The sequence below is a fragment of the Aeromonas sp. genome (assembly GCF_050633025.1).
Taxonomy (GTDB): Bacteria; Pseudomonadota; Gammaproteobacteria; order Enterobacterales; family Aeromonadaceae; genus Aeromonas.
In genome coordinates this window covers 1-19,919 of sequence record NZ_JBODRQ010000039.1, presented here as the reverse complement: position 1 = coordinate 19,919, position 19,919 = coordinate 1, and the positions used below count along the sequence as shown (strand labels likewise).

Annotated in this window: 19 protein-coding genes, 2 pseudogenes and 1 other annotated feature; of the genes and pseudogenes, 13 read left to right on the top strand and 8 right to left on the bottom strand. The window is 59.9% G+C overall.

Annotated elements, in window-relative coordinates:
* The first annotated feature begins 4 nt into the window (after positions 1-4).
* The 4 genes from ACRAUW_RS07690 to hypA all read left to right on the top strand — a co-directional run bounded on the left by ACRAUW_RS07690 (position 5) and on the right by hypA (position 2,866).
* The gene (locus tag ACRAUW_RS07690) at positions 5-256 is read left to right on the top strand and encodes a HypC/HybG/HupF family hydrogenase formation chaperone (protein ID WP_431361806.1); all 252 of its coding nucleotides are present in this window, start codon (positions 5-7) and stop codon (positions 254-256) included.
* Positions 250-1,368, top strand: a complete 1,119-nt coding sequence (gene hypD / locus ACRAUW_RS07685; RefSeq protein WP_431361805.1) for a hydrogenase formation protein HypD — start codon at positions 250-252, stop codon at positions 1,366-1,368. The genes ACRAUW_RS07690 and hypD overlap by 7 nt, the downstream gene beginning before the upstream one ends.
* 85 nt (positions 1,369-1,453) lie before the next feature.
* The gene (gene hypE, locus ACRAUW_RS07680; protein ID WP_431361804.1) at positions 1,454-2,458 is read left to right on the top strand and encodes a hydrogenase expression/formation protein HypE; all 1,005 of its coding nucleotides are present in this window, start codon (positions 1,454-1,456) and stop codon (positions 2,456-2,458) included.
* 66 nt (positions 2,459-2,524) lie between these two features.
* On the top strand, positions 2,525-2,866 hold the full coding sequence (gene hypA / locus ACRAUW_RS07675; RefSeq protein WP_005301911.1) for a hydrogenase maturation nickel metallochaperone HypA: 342 nt from the start codon (positions 2,525-2,527) through the stop codon (positions 2,864-2,866).
* Here the strand turns inward: hypA and ACRAUW_RS07670 are convergent.
* Positions 2,844-3,257, bottom strand: coding sequence for a hypothetical protein (locus ACRAUW_RS07670; protein ID WP_431361803.1), 414 nt, complete (start codon positions 3,255-3,257; stop codon positions 2,844-2,846). The two genes, hypA and ACRAUW_RS07670, sit on opposite strands and share 23 nt — an antisense overlap.
* On the opposite strand from ACRAUW_RS07670, the pseudogene hypB reads away from it, so the two are divergent.
* A pseudogene (gene hypB / locus ACRAUW_RS07665) lies at positions 3,171-3,944 on the top strand (hydrogenase nickel incorporation protein HypB); the annotation flags it as partial. The gene ACRAUW_RS07670 and the pseudogene hypB sit on opposite strands and share 87 nt — an antisense overlap.
* A 638-nt stretch (positions 3,945-4,582) precedes the next feature.
* Here hypB and rnd read toward each other — a convergent pair.
* From rnd to ACRAUW_RS07630, 7 genes and pseudogenes are all read right to left on the bottom strand, one after another.
* Positions 4,583-5,695, bottom strand: coding sequence for a ribonuclease D (rnd, locus tag ACRAUW_RS07660; RefSeq protein ID WP_431361802.1), 1,113 nt, complete (start codon positions 5,693-5,695; stop codon positions 4,583-4,585).
* Between the two features lie 97 nt (positions 5,696-5,792).
* A complete protein-coding gene (gene fadD, locus ACRAUW_RS07655; protein WP_431361813.1) occupies positions 5,793-7,469 on the bottom strand; it encodes a long-chain-fatty-acid--CoA ligase FadD in 1,677 nt (558 codons plus the stop codon).
* Between the two features lie 197 nt (positions 7,470-7,666).
* Positions 7,667-8,545 (bottom strand): alpha/beta fold hydrolase, encoded by an 879-nt coding sequence (locus ACRAUW_RS07650; RefSeq protein ID WP_431361801.1) that lies wholly within the window; start codon positions 8,543-8,545, stop codon positions 7,667-7,669.
* 8 nt (positions 8,546-8,553) lie between these two features.
* Positions 8,554-8,813 (bottom strand): annotated as a pseudogene (locus ACRAUW_RS07645) (Slp family lipoprotein); the annotation flags it as partial.
* A 140-nt stretch (positions 8,814-8,953) separates the two neighbouring features.
* Positions 8,954-9,655 carry a tRNA (adenosine(37)-N6)-threonylcarbamoyltransferase complex dimerization subunit type 1 TsaB gene (gene tsaB / locus ACRAUW_RS07640; protein WP_431361800.1) on the bottom strand — a complete coding sequence of 234 codons (702 nt, stop codon included), beginning with the start codon at positions 9,653-9,655 and terminating at the stop codon, positions 8,954-8,956.
* Positions 9,656-9,745: 90 nt separating this feature from the next.
* Positions 9,746-11,665 (bottom strand): ATP-dependent DNA helicase, encoded by a 1,920-nt coding sequence (locus tag ACRAUW_RS07635; protein ID WP_431361799.1) that lies wholly within the window; start codon positions 11,663-11,665, stop codon positions 9,746-9,748.
* 67 nt (positions 11,666-11,732) lie between these two features.
* On the bottom strand, positions 11,733-11,978 hold the full coding sequence (locus ACRAUW_RS07630; RefSeq protein ID WP_005336755.1) for a hypothetical protein: 246 nt from the start codon (positions 11,976-11,978) through the stop codon (positions 11,733-11,735).
* Between the two features lie 184 nt (positions 11,979-12,162).
* Positions 12,163-12,291, top strand: a sequence feature (His leader region).
* Positions 12,292-12,315: 24 nt separating this feature from the next.
* On the opposite strand from ACRAUW_RS07630, the gene hisG reads away from it, so the two are divergent.
* The 8 genes from hisG to hisIE all read left to right on the top strand — a co-directional run bounded on the left by hisG (position 12,316) and on the right by hisIE (position 19,641).
* Positions 12,316-13,212, top strand: coding sequence for an ATP phosphoribosyltransferase (gene hisG / locus ACRAUW_RS07625; protein WP_071910208.1), 897 nt, complete (start codon positions 12,316-12,318; stop codon positions 13,210-13,212).
* 12 nt (positions 13,213-13,224) lie between these two features.
* The gene (gene hisD / locus ACRAUW_RS07620; protein WP_431361798.1) at positions 13,225-14,550 is read left to right on the top strand and encodes a histidinol dehydrogenase; all 1,326 of its coding nucleotides are present in this window, start codon (positions 13,225-13,227) and stop codon (positions 14,548-14,550) included.
* Complete coding sequence (gene hisC / locus ACRAUW_RS07615; RefSeq protein WP_431361797.1) at positions 14,547-15,617, top strand: histidinol-phosphate transaminase; 1,071 nt, start codon at positions 14,547-14,549, stop codon at positions 15,615-15,617. Before hisD ends, hisC begins: the two co-directional genes overlap by 4 nt.
* A gap of 15 nt (positions 15,618-15,632) precedes the next feature.
* Entirely contained in the window at positions 15,633-16,742 is a 1,110-nt protein-coding gene (gene hisB, locus ACRAUW_RS07610; protein WP_431361796.1) for a bifunctional histidinol-phosphatase/imidazoleglycerol-phosphate dehydratase HisB, read from the top strand.
* 85 nt (positions 16,743-16,827) lie between these two features.
* Positions 16,828-17,463: an imidazole glycerol phosphate synthase subunit HisH gene (hisH, locus tag ACRAUW_RS07605; RefSeq protein ID WP_431361795.1), complete on the top strand. Its 636-nt coding sequence runs from the start codon at positions 16,828-16,830 to the stop codon at positions 17,461-17,463.
* On the top strand, positions 17,464-18,225 hold the full coding sequence (gene hisA / locus ACRAUW_RS07600) for a 1-(5-phosphoribosyl)-5-[(5-phosphoribosylamino)methylideneamino]imidazole-4-carboxamide isomerase (protein WP_431361794.1): 762 nt from the start codon (positions 17,464-17,466) through the stop codon (positions 18,223-18,225). It begins immediately after the preceding gene.
* Entirely contained in the window at positions 18,225-18,998 is a 774-nt protein-coding gene (gene hisF, locus ACRAUW_RS07595; protein WP_431361793.1) for an imidazole glycerol phosphate synthase subunit HisF, read from the top strand. The genes hisA and hisF overlap by 1 nt, the downstream gene beginning before the upstream one ends.
* Complete coding sequence (gene hisIE / locus ACRAUW_RS07590) at positions 18,991-19,641, top strand: bifunctional phosphoribosyl-AMP cyclohydrolase/phosphoribosyl-ATP diphosphatase HisIE (RefSeq protein ID WP_431361792.1); 651 nt, start codon at positions 18,991-18,993, stop codon at positions 19,639-19,641. The genes hisF and hisIE overlap by 8 nt, the downstream gene beginning before the upstream one ends.
* Positions 19,642-19,919: the final 278 nt, after the last annotated feature.

Here is a 19,919-nt window from a genome sequence, read left to right as displayed (position 1 = left end):
ATTCATGTGTCTATCCATCCCCTCTCAGGTGGTGCAACTGCACCCCGAAGATAACTGCGTCACCGTCGATACCCTGGGGGTGCAGCGGCGCGTCAGCTGCATGCTGCTCGAAGAGCCTCTCCTGGTGGGCGACTATGTGCTGCTCCATATCGGCTTTGTGATGAGCAAGATTGACGAAGAGGAGGCGCAGGCCAGCCTCGAGAGCTTCCGCCAGATGGTGGCCCTGATGCCCAAGCAGGATATTTTGCCATGCTGACCTTGAATGATCTGTTTCAGGGCTTTCGTCAGCCCGAGGTGATCCGCGCCCTCGCCGCCCAGATCACCGAACTGGCCAAAGATCTGCCCGAGCCGCTGCGGGTGATGGAGGTATGCGGCGGCCATACCCACACCATCATGAAGTACGGCCTGCACCAGCTGCTGCCCGCCAGCATCGAGTTCGTTCACGGCCCCGGCTGCCCGGTCTGCATCATGCCCAAAGAGCGCATCGATCAGGCCATCGAGCTGGCTAGCCAGCCCAGCGTCATTCTGGTCACCCTGGGGGACATGATCCGGGTGCCGGGCTCCAAAGGCACGCTGGCCCAGCAGCGCGCCAAGGGGAGCGATATCCGCCCCGTCTATGACCCCCTCGATGCCCTGCGCATCGCCAAAGAGAACCCGGACAAAACCGTGGTCTTCTTCGCCATCGGTTTCGAGACCTCCACCCCGATGACGGCGGCGCTACTGGCTGCCGCTGAAGCGGAGGGGATTGAGAACCTGCTGTTTCATATCAACCATGTGCTGGTGCCGCCCGCCATTCATGCGGTGATGGCCGACGGGGTGGCCAAGGTGAACGCCTTTATCGGCCCCTCCCACGTCAGCGTCATCACAGGCGCCGATATCTACCTACCCATCGTCGATCGTTATCAGGTGCCGGTGGTGGTGAGCGGTTTCGAGCCGGTGGATGTGATGGAGGCGCTCTTGATGATGGTGCGCCAGAAGGTGGAGGGTCGCTACGCGCTGGAGGTGCAGTACAGCCGCGCCGTCACCGCCAGTGGCAATAAAGCCGCCCAGCGGCTGGTCGAGCGCTTTTTCGAGACCCGCGAGCACTTTCGCTGGCGAGGTCTGGGGGATATCAACGCCTCCGCCCTGCGCCTGCGCGATGCCTTTGCCAAACGTGATGCGGAGCGCCACTTCGCGCTCAATCAGACTCCCATCGATGACCACAAGGCGTGCCAGTGCGCCGATATCCTGCGCGGCCTGGCCAAACCGAACCAGTGCAAAGTCTTTGGCCGGGGCTGCACCCCGACCCAGCCCATGGGCAGCTGCATGGTCAGCTCCGAGGGGGCCTGCAATGCCTACTACCGATATATGGGGATCCAGGAACAATGAGAGAAATCCAACTTAGCCACGGTGGTCGGATGATGTGTGGAGATGAACCAGCCTGTTTCGACAATCTTGTGGAGAACCAGACCCGATGAGAGAAATTCAGTTAAGCCACGGTGGCGGTGGCGTCGAGATGAATCAGCTGATCAACCAGCTCTTCTTTCGCCACTTTGGTAACGAGATCCTGCTGCGCGGTGAAGATGCCGCCCTGTTGCCGGTAGAGGGCCCCGTCGCCTTTACCACCGACAGCTTTACCGTCTCGCCGCTCTTCTTCGAGGGGGGCGATATCGGCAAGCTGGCCATCGCCGGCACGGTCAACGATCTCGCCATGATGGGAGCTAAGTCCGAGTATCTGAGCTGCAGCTTTATCATCGAGGAGGGCTTCCCCTACGCCGATCTTGCCCGCATCGTCGAGTCGATGGCGGCTGAACTTGCCAACAGCGGCGCCCGCATCGTCTGCGGCGACACCAAGGTGGTGCCCAAGGGTACAGCCGACAAGATCTTTATCAACACCAGCGGGGTCGGCACCTTCCCGCAGCCTGAGCAGAGCCGGGGCATCTCGGTGCGTAACCTCAAGGCCGGTGACGCCATCCTGGTGTCGCGGGATATAGGCAGCCACGGCGCCTGCATCCTGATGGCCCGCGACGCCCTGCAGCTGGGCTCTGATCTCAAGAGCGACTGCACCACCCTCTGGCCGCAGGTAGAAGCGCTGCTGCAGGCGGGACTTACCCCTCACGCCCTGCGCGATGCCACCCGCGGTGGCCTTGCCGCCGTGCTGAATGAATGGAGCACCGCCTCCCAGGTGGCCATCGAGCTGGAGGAGTCCGCCATTCCGGTGTGCGATCCGGTGCGTGGCCTGTGCGAACTCTACGGCTTCGAGCCCCATGATCTCGCCAACGAGGGGACCATGGTGCTGGCCCTGCCTGCTGAACAGGCGCAGGACGCGCTGGGCATCTTGCGGCAATTCAACCCCGCTGCCAGCCAGATCGGTGTGGTGCAGGCGAGCGATCGCCACAAGGTGATCCTCAACAACCCCTGGGGCAGCCGCCGTTATCTGGAGCTGCCGCAGGGGGAACTGCTGCCGCGGATCTGTTGATCGGCCATGCCGTTCAGCCAATTACAGGGGGGAGTCACTCCTCCCAATATCGGTTAAGGAACCACCATGCACGAAATGTCTCTGGCCATGGCCGCCATCGATCTGGCGGCCGAGCAGGCCACCCAGCGGGGCTTTAACAAGGTGACCGCCCTCTGGCTCGAGGTCGGCAGCTTCTCCTGCGTCGACCCGGACACCATTGCCTTCTGTTTCGAGGCCGCCGCCAAGGGCACCGCCGTCGAGGGGGCCCAACTTCACTTTCAACACCAGGCGGCAGAAGCCTGGTGTTACGACTGCAACCAGACGGTCACCCTCACCGAGCGCGGGCAGGCCTGCCCCGAGTGTGGCGGATACAAATTACGAGTCGCGCAGGGTGATAGCCTGCGCATCACCGACATCGAGGTAAGTTGATATGTGTAGCGTATGCGGATGTGGCCAGGCGCGGATCGCCGACCATGAACACGATCATGAGCATCATCACGAACATGAACATCACCATGAACATGGGCATGAGCATGAGCACGGCCATCACCATCATGACCACGAGCAGAGTGCGCCGCGCACCCTGATCATTCACCACCACTATCACCATCAGGGGGATGTCCATCACCACTACCACGGGGTACGGGCTCCCATGAGCCATGAGGGTCATGATCAGCCGCATGAACACCACCATGATCACCCCCACGACCATCATCATGATCATCCCCACTCTCATGACCACGACCATTCCCACGCGCATCCCCATGATCACAGCCATGACCATGACCATGACCATGACCATCAGCAGGGTGATCTGCACTATGGCAAAGGGGAAGCGGGATTGTCGGTGCCCGGCATGGGGCAGCGTCAGCTGATCGCCATCGAGATGGATGTGCTGGCCAAGAACAATGCGCTGGCCGCCCACAACCGCGAACACTTCGACGAGGCAGCCCAGCTGGTGCTCAATCTGGTATCGAGCCCGGGTTCAGGCAAGACCACCCTGCTGTGCGAAACCCTGCGCCAGCTGGCTGACAAGCGCCCCTGCGCCGTGATCGAAGGGGATCAGCAGACCAGCGCCGATGCGGATCGCATCCGTGCCACTGGCGTGCCTGCCGTGCAGATCAACACCGGCAAGGGCTGCCATCTGGACGCCAAAATGGTTCACGACGCCTGCCACCAGCTGCCCGCCAATGAAGGGGGCATCCTCTTTATCGAGAACGTCGGCAATCTGGTCTGCCCCGCCAGCTTCGATCTTGGCGAGAAGTACAAGGTGGCGATCCTCTCCGTTACCGAAGGGGAAGAGAAGCCGCTGAAATACCCGGACATGTTTGCTGCCGCCCAGCTGATGGTGATCAACAAGATCGATCTGCTGCCCTACGTCAGCTTTGACGTGGCCCGCTGCATCGAGAACGCCAAACGGGTCAACCCCTATATTCAGGTGATCCAGGTCAGCGCCACCACAGGCGAAGGGATGGATGCCTGGCTTAACTGGCTGGCCACGGCCTGAACCTGAACCGGTTAAATGCTGTTACCAACGGCGGATAGCAAGAGAAGAGGGTTGATGCCGGCAGGGCAAGATCATGAACTTTTTTCGTTCACAGCACACCGATTGTTGACCACGGAGATAGCTGTGTGATCTTATGCCCTCTATGTGAGGGCATAAGCATCAATATCGCCAGCATCAAACTACATCTCATCCTTATTCACGATGAGAGGCAAAACACCAAAGTCGACTATCTACTGTTTGATATATTGTTTGGCAACCTTTGCACCATCATAGCCGGAGGAGATGGCTCCGTGAATATGTGATCGGGCATCACGAATAATTTCTGAAGCACAGGCTGTTTGAAATGGCGTACCGGTGAATAACCCTTTCCCGCGTGATTTCAAGCCTTAAGCCAGAGGCATTTCAGGCGTTTTTCCTCAATTGGATGCGGTTGGTACACAAGCTGACGCACGGCGAGTTGGTGGCCGTGGATGCAAATGGCCTGTCAGACCAACATTGCATAAACGATTTTTTAATCAGGCAAATTTTTGATAAGCAACCGCAGGCTATTCTGGCATTTGCAAACATAAATTATCCCTGCCAATAAAAATCCCCACCCGGGGGTGAGGATTGATTTATAGGTGCAACACTCTGGTGGCTTATTGTGCCAGCAGGTGACCGACCAGCTCATGGCGCCACCCTTGCAGCAGCATGGGTTTGTCGGCACGGGCACGCTCCGCATCTCCCATCCGCCAACTCCAGGTGAAGTACTGGTGAATGATCTTCTTGCTGGCAATCAGCTCGGGTGGAATATTGCTCGCCTTGGCCTTCTCTTCCACCATGGCCTTGATCCGCTTGAGCTCGGCCTTGTACTGGGGGAAGTCGACCAGCCGACGAATGGGCTCGGGCCAGCTGTCAGGCTCGCTCTGCTGCGCCTTGGCGACGATATCGAGCATCCGCTTGCCGTGGATCTTGATCTCGATGGGCGAGAGGCCGAGCTCGTTGAGATCACGCATGGAGGTCGGACGACGCTCCGCCACCTTGAACAGGTGCAGCTCTTTCACCACAAAGTTCAGAGCCAGATCCCGGCGCACCGCCTCTTGTTGGCGCCAGGCGGCCAGCTCGCGCAGAATGGCGAGCTCGCGGCGACCCAGTTGCCAAGCGTTGACGATGTCAAGATATGCCTGACGGGGATCGCTACCCTGGGTCTTGCGGGCGGAGTGGTTTTGGCACTCCTGCTCGAACCAGGCAAACTTGCCGCTTTCCCGCAGTTTGGCCATCACCTTCTCGTAGAGCGGCATCAAGTAGAAGACGTCAGCCGCGGCGTATTCAAGCTGGCGCGCAGTCAGCGGGCGTGCCAGCCAGTCGGTGCGCGCCTGATCTTTTTCCAGCTCGACCCCGAGGAATTCGTTCACCAGCGCACCAAAGCCGACCGAGACGCCGTAACCGAGAAAGGCGGTAGCCAGCTGGGTATCGTGCATCTGGTTGGGCAGGTGGCCCGCCTGATGCTGGATAAGCTCCAGATCTTCGCCAGAGGCGTGCAGGATGGCGATCTGCCCTTCCCGGCCCAGTCGCTGCCAGAGGGCGGAGAGATCCAGCGTCAGCGGATCTAGCAGCGCCAGATGCTCGCCGTCATAGATCTGGAACAGGCCAAGCTGGGGGTAGTAGGTACGGGTGCGAACGAATTCAGTATCGATAGCCAGGGGAACGTCGGCCAGAGAAGCGAGATACTGCTCAAGTTCGTCTTGCTGAGTGATAAGTTGATAGTGCATCTGTGCCTGCGCGGTTGATCAGGGCCAAAAAGAAAAAACCGTGGGATGACCCACGGTTTTGCATCACTGCGACACACCAGAAAGCCGGTGCAGCGCCTTATTGCTTGGCAATCTCCTCGTCACGCAGTACGCGGCGCAGGATCTTGCCCACATTGGTCTTGGGAAGTTCGTCACGAAATTCTACCAGTTTCGGCACCTTATAGGCAGTCAGATGTTTGCGGCAGTGGGCAATAATCTCGTCCTCCTGCAGCTTTGGATCTTTCTTGACCACAAAGATCTTCACCAGCTCGCCGGAGACCTTGTGCGGCACACCCACGGCGGCCACTTCCAGCACTTTCGGATGGAGTGCCACCACATCTTCGATCTCGTTCGGATAGACGTTGAAACCGGAGACCAGGATCATGTCCTTCTTGCGGTCAACGATCTTGAAGAAGCCCTGCTCGTCGCACACGGCGATATCACCGGTACAGAGCCAGCCATCCTGCATCACTTCGGCTGTGGCCTCGGGGCGCTGCCAGTAGCCGACCATCACCTGCGGGCCACGCACCTGCATTTCGCCCGGGGTACCAAATTCGTGGATCACCTGCCCGTTGTCATCCACCAGACGGATATCGGTAGAGCAGACCGGCAGACCGATAGAGCCATTGTAATCGGTCAGATCGTAGGGACAGACGCTCACCAGCGGTGAGCACTCGGTCAGACCGTAACCTTCCAGCAACGGGGTGCCGGTCAGTTTCTTCCACTGCTCCGCCACCGCGCGTTGCACCGCCATGCCGCCACCTATGGTGAGCTTGAGCTTGTCAAAAGCGATGTTCTGGAACTCGGCATTGTTGACCAAGGCGTTGAACAGGGTGTTGACCCCGGTGATGCAGGTGAAGGGGTATTTCTTGATCTCTTTGACAAAACCCGGGATATCGCGCGGGTTGCTGATCAGCAGGTTGTAACCGCCAAGGCGCATATAGAGCATGCAGTTCACGGTCAGCGCGAAAACGTGGTAAAGCGGCAGCGCGGTAACCACGAACTCCTTGCCCCGCTCCAGCATGGGGCCATAGACGCCGAGGCACTGCTCGACGTTGGCAATCATGTTGCGATGGGTCAGCATGGCCCCCTTGGAGAGGCCAGTGGTGCCACCGGTGTACTGCAGGAAGGCGAGGTCGTCGTTGGTGATCTCCGGCTTGATGTACTGCAGGAAACGCCCCTTGGAGAGCGCTTGGCGCATGGTGGTGGCATGGGGCAGGTTGTATTTGGGCACCAGCTTCTTGACATATTTCACAACGAAGTTGACCAGAGTGCCTTTGGCCAACCCCAGGTTGTCCCCCATGCGGGTCAGTATAACGTGCTTGACCGGGGTGTCGTAGACCACTTTTTCCAGAGTATGGGCGAAGTTGGAGACGATAACGATGGCCTTGGCGCCGGAGTCCTTGAGCTGGTGCTCAAGCTCGCGCGGGGTATAGAGCGGGTTGACGTTGACCACAATCATACCCGCACGCAGGATGCCAAACACGGCGATGGGGTATTGCAGCAGGTTCGGCATCATCACCGCAACCCGATCACCCTTCTCCAGCTTCAGCTCGTTTTGCAGGTAGGCAGCAAAGGCGCGGGACTGCTCTTCCAATCGGCGGTAGGTGATGGTTTGGCCCATGTTGACGAAAGCGGGCTGGTCAGCGAACTGGCTCACAGAGGATTCAAACATCTCGACCAGCGAGCTGAACTGCTCTGGATTGATCTCGGCGGGAACCCCTGGTGGATAATGCTTCAGCCAGACTTTTTCCACGAACTTCTCCTGCATAACTAGCACCTGTGCGCTCACTCTGTTGCCTCCGTCCGGTTCACATCGATTTCAATCAACTGTTTTAAGCACGTACTCTAATGCCGCCCATATTTACACAGCGCAGTATCAATTAACAGCAAATTAACAACGGAAAAATGTGAGGGAGATGACAAACCTGGAATTATAGAAAGACGGTGATTCTAGCGAACTTGACAAAAATTTACGATACAAACGGCGGTTGCTGCGCCATTTTCCATATGAAAATGGTGATTTCCACCCAATATGACCCGCTCGATCTGCTGGAAGGCATCCTGACGGGCCTGCCATTGGGTTTCAAGTGCAGCAAAGCCCTGCTCTCCCTGAATCAACAGCACCGGACAGCGGATAGCCGCCATCAGCGCCCGCGCCTGCCCTTCACTCATTCGAAGGGGCGACAGATCCCGTAAACGGGGATCGCTGCGCCAGTGCCAGCGCCCTGCCCTCATCTCAAGCTGCCGTTCAGAGATAATACGCGCAGCCTGCGGCGTGATATCCGCCACTTTGCAACGGGCGGCTACGGCATCATCGATGGACGCAAAACCGTTGACACTGCGCTCCCGGGTGCGGCTGCGGTTTAAAATCGCTCGCCGCAGCTGGGCGGGTACCTCCTCATCGGGCTGGCTCAGCGGACCCAACCCCTCCAACATGATCAACCGCTCTACCTGTTCGGGAAACACCCCGGCATAGGCGGAAGCGATCAGAGCCCCGAGGGAGTGACCCAGCAGGACAAAACGGGAGCACCCTGCCGCTTGCACGATCTGGTAGAGATCGTCGAGCCAGTCGACAAAGACATAGGGCGCTTGTTTGTGATCGGAGTGACCGTGCCCTGGCAGATCGACACACACCAGATGAAAATCGTCGAGATACGGGGCAAGAGGCAAAAAGCTGGCGCTATTGTCGAGCCAGCCATGCAAAGCGATCAACAGGGGTTTGCCCTGCTGATCATGCTCCGCAGACTGGTTATCCAGCAGGGCTACCCGCCGCCCATCCGCCAGGGTCAGCAGACGTTCGTGCAGAGTACTCTTGATGCTCTCGATCATGGCAAGCCTTAGCGACGCAGTGGCCGTCTCGGCCAGAAGGGATCATTGAAGGGGTCGTAGAAGTAGGGGTCCATATAGCGCACCTCCACCTCCTTGACTGGCGGCCACAGCTTGCTGCCCGTCACATTGAGCACAGAGAAGCGGTACTTGTGCTGGCCAATCTGGCTATCAACCGGTTGGCCTATGGTGCCGAGCACTGTCAGGCTTCGCCCTTGGCATAGAGGGTCGGGTCGACAAAGCCCTTCATAACAGCGAAAAAGCGCCCCGGCCACCATACCGCGTTTCATCATGTCGCTCTTGGTATTACGCATCATGTCACTCTCCTGTTGCCAGCCTTGCCCATCGGGCCATTCGCTTGTGTTGCAGCTGATGAGCGGCAAGAGCGACATGACGTCAGCGCTCCTGCCCTTATTCGCGACCCGGCAGCTTTTTCCAGGTCACCTTGTCACGCAAATAGACCGGAGTCGCCTGCTCAACCGGCACCGCCTCCCCCGCCAGCCAGGCCGCGCGGGCCAGCGGCAACATGTCTTCTGCCGCCGGGAAGCGCACCTGACTCACCGCCAGCTCATCGGCCAGACCACTCAGGGTCTCACCATAGGTTTCAAAACCGGTGCCGACGCAGGTCACAGGGCCCGCCAGCTTGCCACGGACGTCAACCAGTGCCGCGGGATCGCTCACCGCCTCGTCACCCACCAGTTGCATGCGGCCATCAATCAGCTCATAGCGGCCGAAATAGACCTCGTTCATCCGAGCATCGATGGCGGTCAGCACCTGCTGGGCGCCATCCAGTCGATAGGCGCCTTGCGCCATGGCGGCCAGGGTCGAGATGCCAATCAGCGGCACACCCGCACCAAACGCCAGCCCCTGAGCAACGCTGATACCGATCCGCACGCCGGTAAAGGAGCCCGGGCCGCGGCCAAAGGCGATGGCATCGAGCTTGTCCAAGGTTATCCCCGCTTCGTCCAACAGATCCTGAACCATCGGCAGGATCTTGCGGGTGTGATCCCGTGGCGCCTCTTCCCAGCGGGAGAACAGCTTGTCACCCACCAGCAAGGCGGCGGAGCAGGCTTCGGTGGCGGTATCAACAGCCAGGATCTTCAACTCATTCATGCTTTCCAATCTCTATAAAATCAGTCAATTACATAACCGGCAAGCGAGATATGCTCACCCGTTGTTCAAATCTGTTAGTTGGCGGCACACTTATTCACCGCGTTCAGTGCGATCGAAAAAACTCCCCAACGTTCCCAACTCCCGGGTGCGAGGGATGGCGGGCAGACTCTTGATAAAGGTGGCGCCGTAAGGTTTGTTGACCATTCGTGGATCACAGATCACCAGCACCCCATGATCACTGCGATCACGAATAAGCCGCCCCACCCCCTGCTTGAGGGCAATCACCGCCTTGGGCAGTTGTAACTCTGAGAAGGGATCGCCCCCCTTGAGCTTGCAATCATCCACCCGCGCCTTCAGCTGCGGATCATCGGGGCTAGCAAACGGCAGTTTGTCGATGATAACACACGACAACGCCGCCCCTCGCACGTCGATCCCCTCCCAGAAGCTGCTGGTCGCCACCAGCACGGCGCGGCCATTCTCGACAAACTCCTTGAGCAGCCGCTGCTTGTTGTCCTCGCCCTGCAACAAGACGGTGCGGCCAATCTCCCGGCGCAGCACCTCGGCCACCTGACGCATCACCTGATGGCTGGTGCAGAGGAAGAAACAGCCCCCGGGCGTCTTGTTGATAAGCGGGATCATCAGATTGGCCAGCAGCTCGCCACGGCCAAAGGCGTTGGGCTCCGGCAGATAACGGGGCACACAGAGCCGCGCCTGCTCGCCATAGTCGAACGGGCTGTCGAGAATAAGCTCGGCGCAGCCCGCCAGCCCCAGCTCGGCCTTGAAGTGATCAAAACGCATATCCACCGTCAGGGTGGCGGAGGTGAAGACCCAGGCCACTTCCGGTCTTTGCACCTCGGCACTGAATCGCTCGGCCACCGACAGCGGCGTCAGATTGAGGGAAAAATGGAGCCGGGAGCAGTCGTACCAGTAGGAGAAACCAGTCTGGTTGACCGCCAGCACTTCACCCAGGCGGGTGCGCAGTTCACTGATGCGCTCGAAGGCGTGATCCAGTTGCTCGCCCCGGCCGAGCGCCAGTTTCAGCACCTCGTAGCAGAGCCCGATGGCATCGTTAAGACGAGCCAAAGCCTGCCCCCAGAGCGGCTGGCGCAGCATGTCGCGGGTATTGCCGCGACCGCCATCCACTCCGAAGGCGAGCCGCAGATCCTGACTGGCGATAGCGAGCCGGTCCGCCGCCTTGCCGAGCTGGGCCATGTCGTGGGCCTCTGCCCGATAGGCCAGCTGGATATCCTGCGCCAGATCCTGAATCGTTCGGCTGCCTACCGACTTGCCGAAGTAGTTGGTGGCGATCTCCGGCAGCTGGTGCGCCTCGTCAAACACATAGACTTGCGCTTCGGGCACCAACTCGCCAAATCCGGTGTCTTTCACCGCCATATCGGCGAAGAAGAGGTGATGGTTGATCACCACCACCTGGGCATCCATGGCGCGGCGTCGAGCCACCACCAGATGGCAGTCGTCGTAATAGGGGCAGTCGCGGCCGAGGCAGTTGTCGTTGGTACTGGTGACGTGGGCGAGGATCTCGGCGTTCTCCTGCAATCCTGGAATATCCCCCACATCGCCGTTATCGGTAGCGGTGGACCAGGATTTGACCTTCACCAGATCGTTCAGGATTTCAGGCTTTTGCAGATGGGATTCGCTCAAGAGCCGGTTCATTCGCTCGATGCAGAGATAGTTGCTGCGTCCCTTGAGCAAGGCCACCGGCGGGGTGTAGGAGAGTGCACCGGTAATGGTCGGGAGATCCCGATAGAAGAGCTGCTCCTGCAGGTTCTTGGAGCCGGTGCTGATCACCACCCGCTTGCCGGACTCAAGCGCAGGCACCAGATAGGCATATGTCTTGCCGGTACCTGTCCCCGCCTCCACCAGCAGACGGCCACCACTTTTGATGGCGCGCGCGACCGCTTCGGCCATCTCCAGTTGGGGAGCGCGGGCTTTGAAACCGTCGATATGGCTGGCCAGAGGGCCATCTGGCTTGAACAGGGTCTGGATGGTCAAAAGGGCGTCCCGCAGCAAAAGCGGCCATTATGCCAAAAGCGCGGCAAAAGCGGGACAGATAATCTGCCTAGACGAACAGATCGATCTGATGCTCGGGATCCGGCTTGTGATCACCCTCCTCCGCCTTTGGCTGATCACGCTTGGCGGGCGTGCTATACGCCTGCTGGCGCTGCTGGGAGTCACTGTTGTCAGTGCTGGTCTTGCGCAGCTGGTGCTTTTTGCTGATCTGATTCACTTCCCGCTTGATCTCTTCGCTGCCGGGCGCAGCGGGCGCCCGGGGCAAAATGGGGAACAACAGGTCCTGGCTGGGCATGATGGCGATTCCTGCAGGGGTTATTGTCTAGTTATCGACCAGAAAACCGTTTTTGCCACTTTAATCGATCAAATCACAATTTCAGGTTGCATTTTCTGTCAAGGCAGGTAGTTTAAATCAGGCGTCAATTACGACATCTTATTTTGTAAAGGATTTATTACATGAAGTTCACCAGCCTGAAGACTCATCACCACCATCATCCCGACTAGTCTTTCAGGAGGTTGACTGCTGGAAGACACTTAACTGGTGACTTCCAAAAGGACCGCAAGATTCATAAACCCTCGGAAGCACCCACTTCCGAGGGTTTTTTCGTTTTTGACTAGAAGGAAATCGAGCAATGGAAACACAACGTCTGCGTATCGCAATGCAAAAGTCCGGTCGTCTGAGCCAGGACTCCCAAGCCCTGTTCAAGAGCTGTGGCCTGAAAATCAACCTGCGCGAGCAGCGCCTTATCGCCCATGTCGAGAACATGCCCATCGATATCTTGCGGGTGCGTGATGACGACATCCCTGGACTGGTAATGGAAGGGGTGGTCGATCTTGGCATCATCGGCGAGAACGTGCTGGAAGAGGTGCAGCTTATTCGTGCCTCCCAAGGCCTCCCCTTCGAGGTCAAAACCCTCAAGCAGCTGGACTTTGGTGGCTGCCGCCTCTCGCTGGCGGTGCCGGAAGATGTGACCTACACAGGGCCAGAGAGCCTTGCCGGCAAGCGCATCGCCACCTCCTACCCCGGGCTGCTCAAGCGCTTCTTTGACGAAAAGGGGCTCGGCTTCAAGAGCGTGATGCTGGGCGGCTCGGTGGAAGTGGCGCCCCGTGCGGGCCTGGCTGATGCCATCTGCGATCTGGTCTCCACCGGCGCCACCCTGGAGGCCAACGGCCTGAAAGAGGTGGAGGTGATCTACCGCTCCAAAGCGGTGCTGGTACAGGCTCCCAACCCCTTGTCCGATGCCAAGCAGAAGCTCATCGACAAACTGCTGCCCCGCATTCAGGGGATGCAGCAGGCGCGCGAGAGCAAGTACATCATGCTGCACGCCCCCAAGGACAAGCTCGATGCCATCACCGATCTGCTGCCGGGTGCCGAGCGCCCCACCATCATGCAACTGGCCGGTGACACCAATCAGGTGGCACTGCACGTCGTCTCCAGCGAGACCCTGTTCTGGGAGACCATGGAGCAGCTCAAGGCCCTCGGTGCCAGCTCCATTCTGGTGCTGCCCATCGAGAAGATGATGGAATAAGGAAGGGATATCATGCAGACCCTGATCTGGAAGACCCTCTCCCCCGCCCAGCAGGCCGACGTGCTGACCCGACCGGCCCTGAGTGACGAAGCCGACATCGGCGCCGTGGTACGGGAGATCATCGGCTCGGTACGCAGCCGGGGCGATGAGGCCCTGCGCGAGCTGAGCCAGCGCTTCGAGCGCGCCCCCCGTGAGCAGTTGCGCGTTAGTGAAGATGAGATTGAAGCCGCCTGCGCGCGGCTGGATAACGAGATAACAAGCGCTATCGAAGCGGCGATTGCCAATATTCACACCTTCCACGCAGCTCAAGTGCAACCGGTAGTGCAGGTGGAGACCCAGCCCGGGGTGGTGTGCGAGCTGCGCACCCAGCCCATCAGCCGGGTCGGCCTCTATGTGCCGGGGGGCAGCGCACCGCTCCCCTCCACCGTGATGATGCTGGCCATTCCAGCGGCTATCGCCGGTTGCCGGGAAGTGGTGCTCTGCACCCCGTCCCCCGCCAGCGACGAGATCCTGTTTACCGCCCGCGCCTGCGGCGTCGAGAAGGTGTTCGCCATCGGCGGCGCCCAGGCCATCGCCGCCATGGCGTACGGCACAGAAAGCATTCCCAAGGTGGACAAGATCTTCGGCCCGGGCAACGCCTATGTGACCGAAGCCAAGGGGCAGGTTTCCCGCGACTGGCGCGGCGCAGCCATCGACATGCCAGCCGGCCCTTCCGAGGTGCTGGTGATTGCCGACGAGAGCGCCAACCCGGCCTTCGTGGCGGCGGATCTGCTCTCCCAGGCCGAGCATGGCCCCGACAGCCAGGTGGTGCTGGTCACCACCTCACCGCTGCTGGCCGATGCCATCGCAGGGGAAATCAAGCGCCAGCTGGCCAAGTTGAGCCGCCGGGATATCGCCGCCCAGGCACTCGGCAGCAGTCTGGTGATCCTCTGCGATGATCTGGCCGAGGCGTGTGCCATCTCCAACGCCTATGCGCCGGAGCACCTGATTGTGCAGACCCGCGCCCCCCGCGATCTGCTGGATAAACTCGAGAACGCCGGTTCCATCTTTCTGGGAGCATGGACCCCCGAGTCAGTCGGCGATTACGCCAGCGGCACCAACCACACTCTGCCTACCTATGGCTATGCCCGTACCTGTTCCAGCCTTGGCCTCGCCGATTATCAGCGCCGCTACACGGTGCAGGAGCTGAGCGAGCGCGGCATTCAGGGCCTTGGCCCCATCGTCGAGCGCATTGCTCAGGCCGAAGGGCTCGATGGCCACAAAAATGCCGTCACCCTCAGATTGAACGCCCTGGCCGCCGCGCCCCAACCAACAGCACAGCAGAAGGATTTGTCATGAGCATTGCCAATCTGGCGCGCCGCGTGGTGCGGGCCCTCACCCCTTATCAATCCGCCCGCCGCATCGGCGGAAAAGGCCACGTCTGGCTCAACGCCAACGAGGCGCCGCAGGCCTATCCCTTCACCATCGAGGGGAGCCGCCTCAACCGCTACCCCGAGTGTCAGCCGGCCGAGGTGGTGAACGGCTATGCCGCCTACGCCGGGGTCAACCCCGATCAGGTGCTGGTGAGCCGCGGTGCCGACGAGGCCATCGAGCTCTTGATCCGCACCTTCTGCGAAGCGGGTGAAGATCAGATCCTCATCTGCCCGCCCACTTACGGCATGTACGCCATCAGCGCCGAAACCTGTGGCGTCGGCATCGTCGAGCAGCCGCTGACCGCCAGCCGCCAGCCTGACTGGCCCGCCATTGCCGATCGCCTGTCTGACGTGAAACTGGTGTTCCTCTGCTCCCCCAACAATCCCACCGGGGATCTGCTGGGTCGCGACGGTCTTATCGCCCTGCTGGAGAAAGCCCGGGATCGCGCCATCGTGGTGGTGGACGAGGCCTATATCGAGTTCTGCCCAGAAGCGTCCGTGGTGGACCTGCTGGCCCGCTTCCCCAATCTGGTGGTGACCCGCACCCTCTCCAAAGCCTTTGCCCTGGCGGGGATCCGCTGCGGCTTTACGCTGGCAAGCCCCGAGGTGATTGCCATGCTGGTCAAGGTGATCGCCCCCTACCCCATCCCCGAGCCCATCGCCCAGATCGCGGCGCAGGCCCTCTCCCCCATGGGACTGGAGCTGATGCAGGAACGAGTGATAGAGCTCAACAAGCAAAAAGCCGCCTTCAAGGCAGCGCTGACAACGCTTGCCTGCGTGAATGAAGTGTTCGAAGACAAGGGCAACTTCGTGCTGGTGCGCTTTGTGGATGGGGCCGCCGTCTTTGCTGCCATGAAGGCCGCCGGCATCATACTGCGGGATTTCTCGACTAAACCCGGCCTTGATAACAGCATTCGCGTCACCATCGGCTATCAGGGCGAGATGGATGCCGTGCTGGCCGTGCTGCGTGATCTGCCCTCTCCCACTTTGTAAGACAAGGATGTAGCGATGAAGACCCCGTTTTTGTTTATCGACCGCGACGGCACCCTGATTGAAGAGCCGGTGACCGACAAGCAGGTGGATAGCCTCGCCAAGCTGCGCTTCGAGCCCATGGTCATTCCGGTGCTGCGCGAGTTGCAGGCCGCCGGTTACGTGCTGGTGATGGTGACCAATCAGGATGGGCTGGGCACTGCCAGCCTGCCGCTGGAGAACTTCCAGCCGCCCCACGACCTGATGATGCACCTGTTTGAATCGCAAGGGGTGACGTGGGAGCAGGTGCTGATCTGCCCCCACTTCCCCACCGACGGCTGCAGCTGCCGCAAACCCCACCTCGGGCTGGTGAAGGAGTACCTCGCCTCAGGTCGCATCGACTTTGCCAACTCCTTCGTAATTGGTGATCGCCAGACCGACCTGCAGCTGGCCGAGAACATGGGCATTGGCGGTATTCGCTACCACCCGCAGGATCACAACTGGCTCGCCATCCGTGATCAGCTGCTCTCCAAAGGACGAGTTGCCGAGGTAGAGCGCTATACCAAGGAGACCCGCATCCAGGCGGCAGTGGATTTAGACAAGAGCGGCGGCAACCAGATCGCCACCGGCATCGGCTTCTTTGATCACATGCTGGATCAAATTGCCACCCACGCCGGTTTCCAGCTCAAGCTGAACGTCAGCGGTGATCTGCATATCGACGATCACCACACGGTGGAAGACGTCGGTCTGGCCCTCGGTCAGGCATTGCGTCAGGCCCTTGGCAACAAGCGTGGGATCGGCCGTTTCGGCTTCGTGCTGGCGATGGACGAAGTGCAGGCGGTGATCGATGCGCGCCCGCTGACCGAGCAGGAGGTGAGCACCGCGCTGGACTTGAGCGGTCGCCCCTACTTCGTGTTTGACTGCCCGAGCGGCTTTGGCCGTGACAACGTGGGCGAGATGGCCACCGAGATGGTGCCCCACTTCTTCCGCTCCCTCTCGGACGCCATGGCCATCACCTTGCAGATGAAGGTGGGCAGCGGCAACACCCACCATCAGGTGGAGGCACTGTTCAAAGGCTTTGGCCGCGCCCTGCGTCAGGCCATCCGGGTGGAAGGGAGTGAGCTTCCCTCCAGCAAGGGAGTGCTGTGATGGATGTGAGCAAGCAGAAGCTGGTCATTATCGACACCGCATTGATGGTGCGAATCTCGCCAATCGATATGAGTAAGGGCAGACGATGAACAATCAAAAACTTGTCATCATCGACACCGGCTGTGCCAATCTGGCCTCGGTCAGAATGGCGTTCGAACGCCTCGGCGTGCAGCCGCTGGTCTCCAGCCAGGCAGCCGATATCGAGCAGGCGGACAAGCTGATCCTGCCCGGTGTCGGCACCGCGGTGGCCGCCATGAAGAACCTCAACGAGCGCGGGCTGGTGCCCCTTATTCGCGCCGCCAAACAGCCGCTGCTGGGCTTTTGCCTCGGCATGCAGATGCTGGCGGAGGCCTCTGAAGAGAGCATGGGTACGAATGACACGTCAGAGCGGCTTATCGACTGCCTTGGCATAGTACCGGGCAAGATCCGGCTGATGGAGGTCGGTGATCTGCGCCTGCCCCATATGGGCTGGAACCAGATTGAGCATGACGAGACCCATCCTCTGCTCAAGGGGATCCCGAGCGGCAGCTACTTCTACTTCGTCCACTCCTATGCGCTGGAGGTGACAGAAGCGACGCTGGCGACCTGCGACTACGGCCAGCCGTTTACCGCCATCGTCGGTGGGGTTGCAGAGCACAGCAACTTCTTCGGCGCCCAATTCCACCCGGAGCGCTCAGGCGCAGCCGGTGCCCGTTTGCTGCAAAATTTTCTGGAGCTATGAATGATCATTCCCGCAATTGACCTTATCAACGGTCAGGTAGTTCGCCTCTATCAGGGGGACTACGACCAGAAGACCGAATACAGCAGCAGCCCGCAGGCCCGCTTCGACGAATATGTCTCCCAGGGGGCGGTGCAGCTCCATCTGGTGGATCTGGACGGTGCCAAGGATGCCAAGGCGCGCCAGCTGCCCCTGCTGACCCAGCTGCTGTCGGCCACCGAAGCGCCGGTGCAGGTGGGTGGCGGCGTGCGCACCGAACAGGATGTGGCGGATCTGCTGGCCGCCGGCGCCAGCCGGGTGGTGATTGGCTCCACCGCCGTCAAATCCCCGGATCTGGTGGCGAGCTGGATGGAGAAATATGGCCCCGAGCAGATCGTGCTTGCGCTGGACGTCAATATCGATGCACAGGGCAATCGCCATATCGCGGTGGCAGGCTGGCAGGAGAACAGCGGGGTGACCATCGAGGCGCTCATCGAGCGCTTCCTCCCCGCTGGGCTCAAGCATGTGCTCTGCACCGACATCAGCCGTGACGGCACCCTGGCTGGCACCAACGTCGAGCTCTATCGTGATCTCTGCGCCCGCTACCCGAGCGTCGCCTTTCAGGCCTCCGGCGGCATTGGCGGCATCGCGGATATCGAGGCACTCAAGGGCTCCGGCGTCAAGGGGATCATCCTTGGCCGCGCCCTGCTGGAGGGCAAGTTCTCGGTGGGTGATGCCATCGCCTGCTGGCAAACCCCCGAAGCCGATACCACAGGAGGCAACTGATGCTGGCAAGACGCATTATCCCCTGCCTCGACGTGAAAGATGGCATGGTGGTCAAGGGGGTACAATTTCGCAACCACGAGGTGATGGGCGGCATTGTCGAACTGGCGCGCCGCTACGCCGAAGAGGGGGCTGACGAGCTGGTGTTCTATGACATCACCGCCTCCAGCGATGCCCGGGTGGTGGACAAGAGCTGGGTGAGCCGGGTAGCGGAGGTGATCGATATCCCCTTCTGCGTCGCCGGTGGCATTAAAAGCGTGGAAGATGCCCGCCAGATCCTCGAATATGGCGCCGACAAGGTCTCCATCAACTCCCCTGCGCTGACCGACCCGACCCTCATCAGCCGATTGGCCGAGCGCTTTGGCGTGCAGTGCGTGGTGGTGGGCATTGACTCCTACTTCGACGCCGACACGGGCCACTATCAGGTCAAACAGTTTACCGGTGACGAGAGCCGCACCCGCACCACCGCCTGGCACACCCTCGACTGGGTGCAGGAGGTGCAAAAGCGCGGCGCGGGTGAAATCGTGCTGAACGTGATGAATCAGGACGGCATGCGTCAGGGTTATGATCTCGACCAGCTCAAGCTGGTGCGCAGTGTCTGCAAGGTGCCGCTGATCGCCTCCGGCGGCGCCGGTGCCATGGCACACTTTCGCGATGCCTTTACCCTCGCCGATGTGGACGGGGCGCTGGCCGCCTCCGTGTTCCACAAAGGCCTTATCCCCATTCCCGAACTGAAACGCTGGCTGAAAAGCGAAGGAGTCGCCATCCGTGAATAACTTCTCAGATAACACACAAACAACCGCCAGCGCGCGCCCCCTTGCCGAGCAGCTCGACTGGGAAAAATGCGATGGCATGATCCCCGCCATCGTCCAGCACGCCGCCAGCGGCGAGGTGCTGATGCAGGGCTTTATGACCCGTGAAGCGCTGGAAAAAACCCTGGCTACCTGCCAGGTCACCTTCTTTAGCCGCAGCAAGCAGCGGCTCTGGACCAAGGGGGAAAGCTCGGGCAATGTGCTCAAACTCGTGGCTATCAGCACCGACTGCGATCAGGACTCTCTGCTGATTGCCGCCAACCCCGTCGGTCCCACCTGCCACAAAGGGACAACCTCCTGCTTCCATGGTCACCCGCTGCCGCCGCTCGGTTTTCTGGCAGAGCTGGAGCAGATACTGGCTTCTCGCAAAGGGGCCGATCCGGCCACCAGCTACACCGCCAGCCTCTACGGCAAAGGAACCAAGCGCATCGCCCAGAAGGTCGGTGAGGAAGGTGTCGAAGTGGCGCTGGCCGCCATGGCCAAGGATCGGGAGGAGCTCATCAACGAATCCGCCGATCTGCTCTACCACCTGACCGTGCTGCTGCAAAATGAGGGGCTGGGATTACAGGATGTCGTACAGCGGCTTTATGAGCGGCATAATAAATAAATTGAAAATAAATATGGGCCATTGGTCCATATTTATTTTAACCAACATGATAATTCCACAAGGTCTTGATACTCCTCTACTTTCAACCCTTGCTTCGCTAGGCAGTACACCAGTAATACCTCGTTTTCATTAAGGCCAGATAAAACACTATCAGTAGAGTCATTTTTCATTCCGTCAAAGGAACTAAAATCATCAACTGCATTTAACACATCATCTTGCATTGGGCGGATTCAACTCCGAAGTGCAACGCTAAGCCGCCTTTCTTAGCTCTGCAAACA

Bases quoted from the DNA above. Each gene is read 5' to 3' on its own strand.
- ACRAUW_RS07690 (WP_431361806.1), top strand. From the start codon at position 5: ATGTGTCTATCCATCCCCTCTCAGGTGGTGCAACTGCACCCCGAAGAT.
- hypD (WP_431361805.1), top strand. From the start codon at position 250: ATGCTGACCTTGAATGATCTGTTTCAGGGCTTTCGTCAGCCCGAGGTG.
- hypE (WP_431361804.1), top strand. From the start codon at position 1,454: ATGAGAGAAATTCAGTTAAGCCACGGTGGCGGTGGCGTCGAGATGAAT.
- hypA (WP_005301911.1), top strand. From the start codon at position 2,525: ATGCACGAAATGTCTCTGGCCATGGCCGCCATCGATCTGGCGGCCGAG.
- rnd (WP_431361802.1), bottom strand. From the start codon at position 5,695: ATGCACTATCAACTTATCACTCAGCAAGACGAACTTGAGCAGTATCTC.
- ACRAUW_RS07650 (WP_431361801.1), bottom strand. From the start codon at position 8,545: ATGATCGAGAGCATCAAGAGTACTCTGCACGAACGTCTGCTGACCCTG.
- tsaB (WP_431361800.1), bottom strand. From the start codon at position 9,655: ATGAATGAGTTGAAGATCCTGGCTGTTGATACCGCCACCGAAGCCTGC.
- ACRAUW_RS07630 (WP_005336755.1), bottom strand. From the start codon at position 11,978: ATGCCCAGCCAGGACCTGTTGTTCCCCATTTTGCCCCGGGCGCCCGCT.
- hisG (WP_071910208.1), top strand. From the start codon at position 12,316: ATGGAAACACAACGTCTGCGTATCGCAATGCAAAAGTCCGGTCGTCTG.
- hisD (WP_431361798.1), top strand. From the start codon at position 13,225: ATGCAGACCCTGATCTGGAAGACCCTCTCCCCCGCCCAGCAGGCCGAC.
- hisC (WP_431361797.1), top strand. From the start codon at position 14,547: ATGAGCATTGCCAATCTGGCGCGCCGCGTGGTGCGGGCCCTCACCCCT.
- hisB (WP_431361796.1), top strand. From the start codon at position 15,633: ATGAAGACCCCGTTTTTGTTTATCGACCGCGACGGCACCCTGATTGAA.
- hisH (WP_431361795.1), top strand. From the start codon at position 16,828: ATGAACAATCAAAAACTTGTCATCATCGACACCGGCTGTGCCAATCTG.
- hisA (WP_431361794.1), top strand. From the start codon at position 17,464: ATGATCATTCCCGCAATTGACCTTATCAACGGTCAGGTAGTTCGCCTC.
- hisF (WP_431361793.1), top strand. From the start codon at position 18,225: ATGCTGGCAAGACGCATTATCCCCTGCCTCGACGTGAAAGATGGCATG.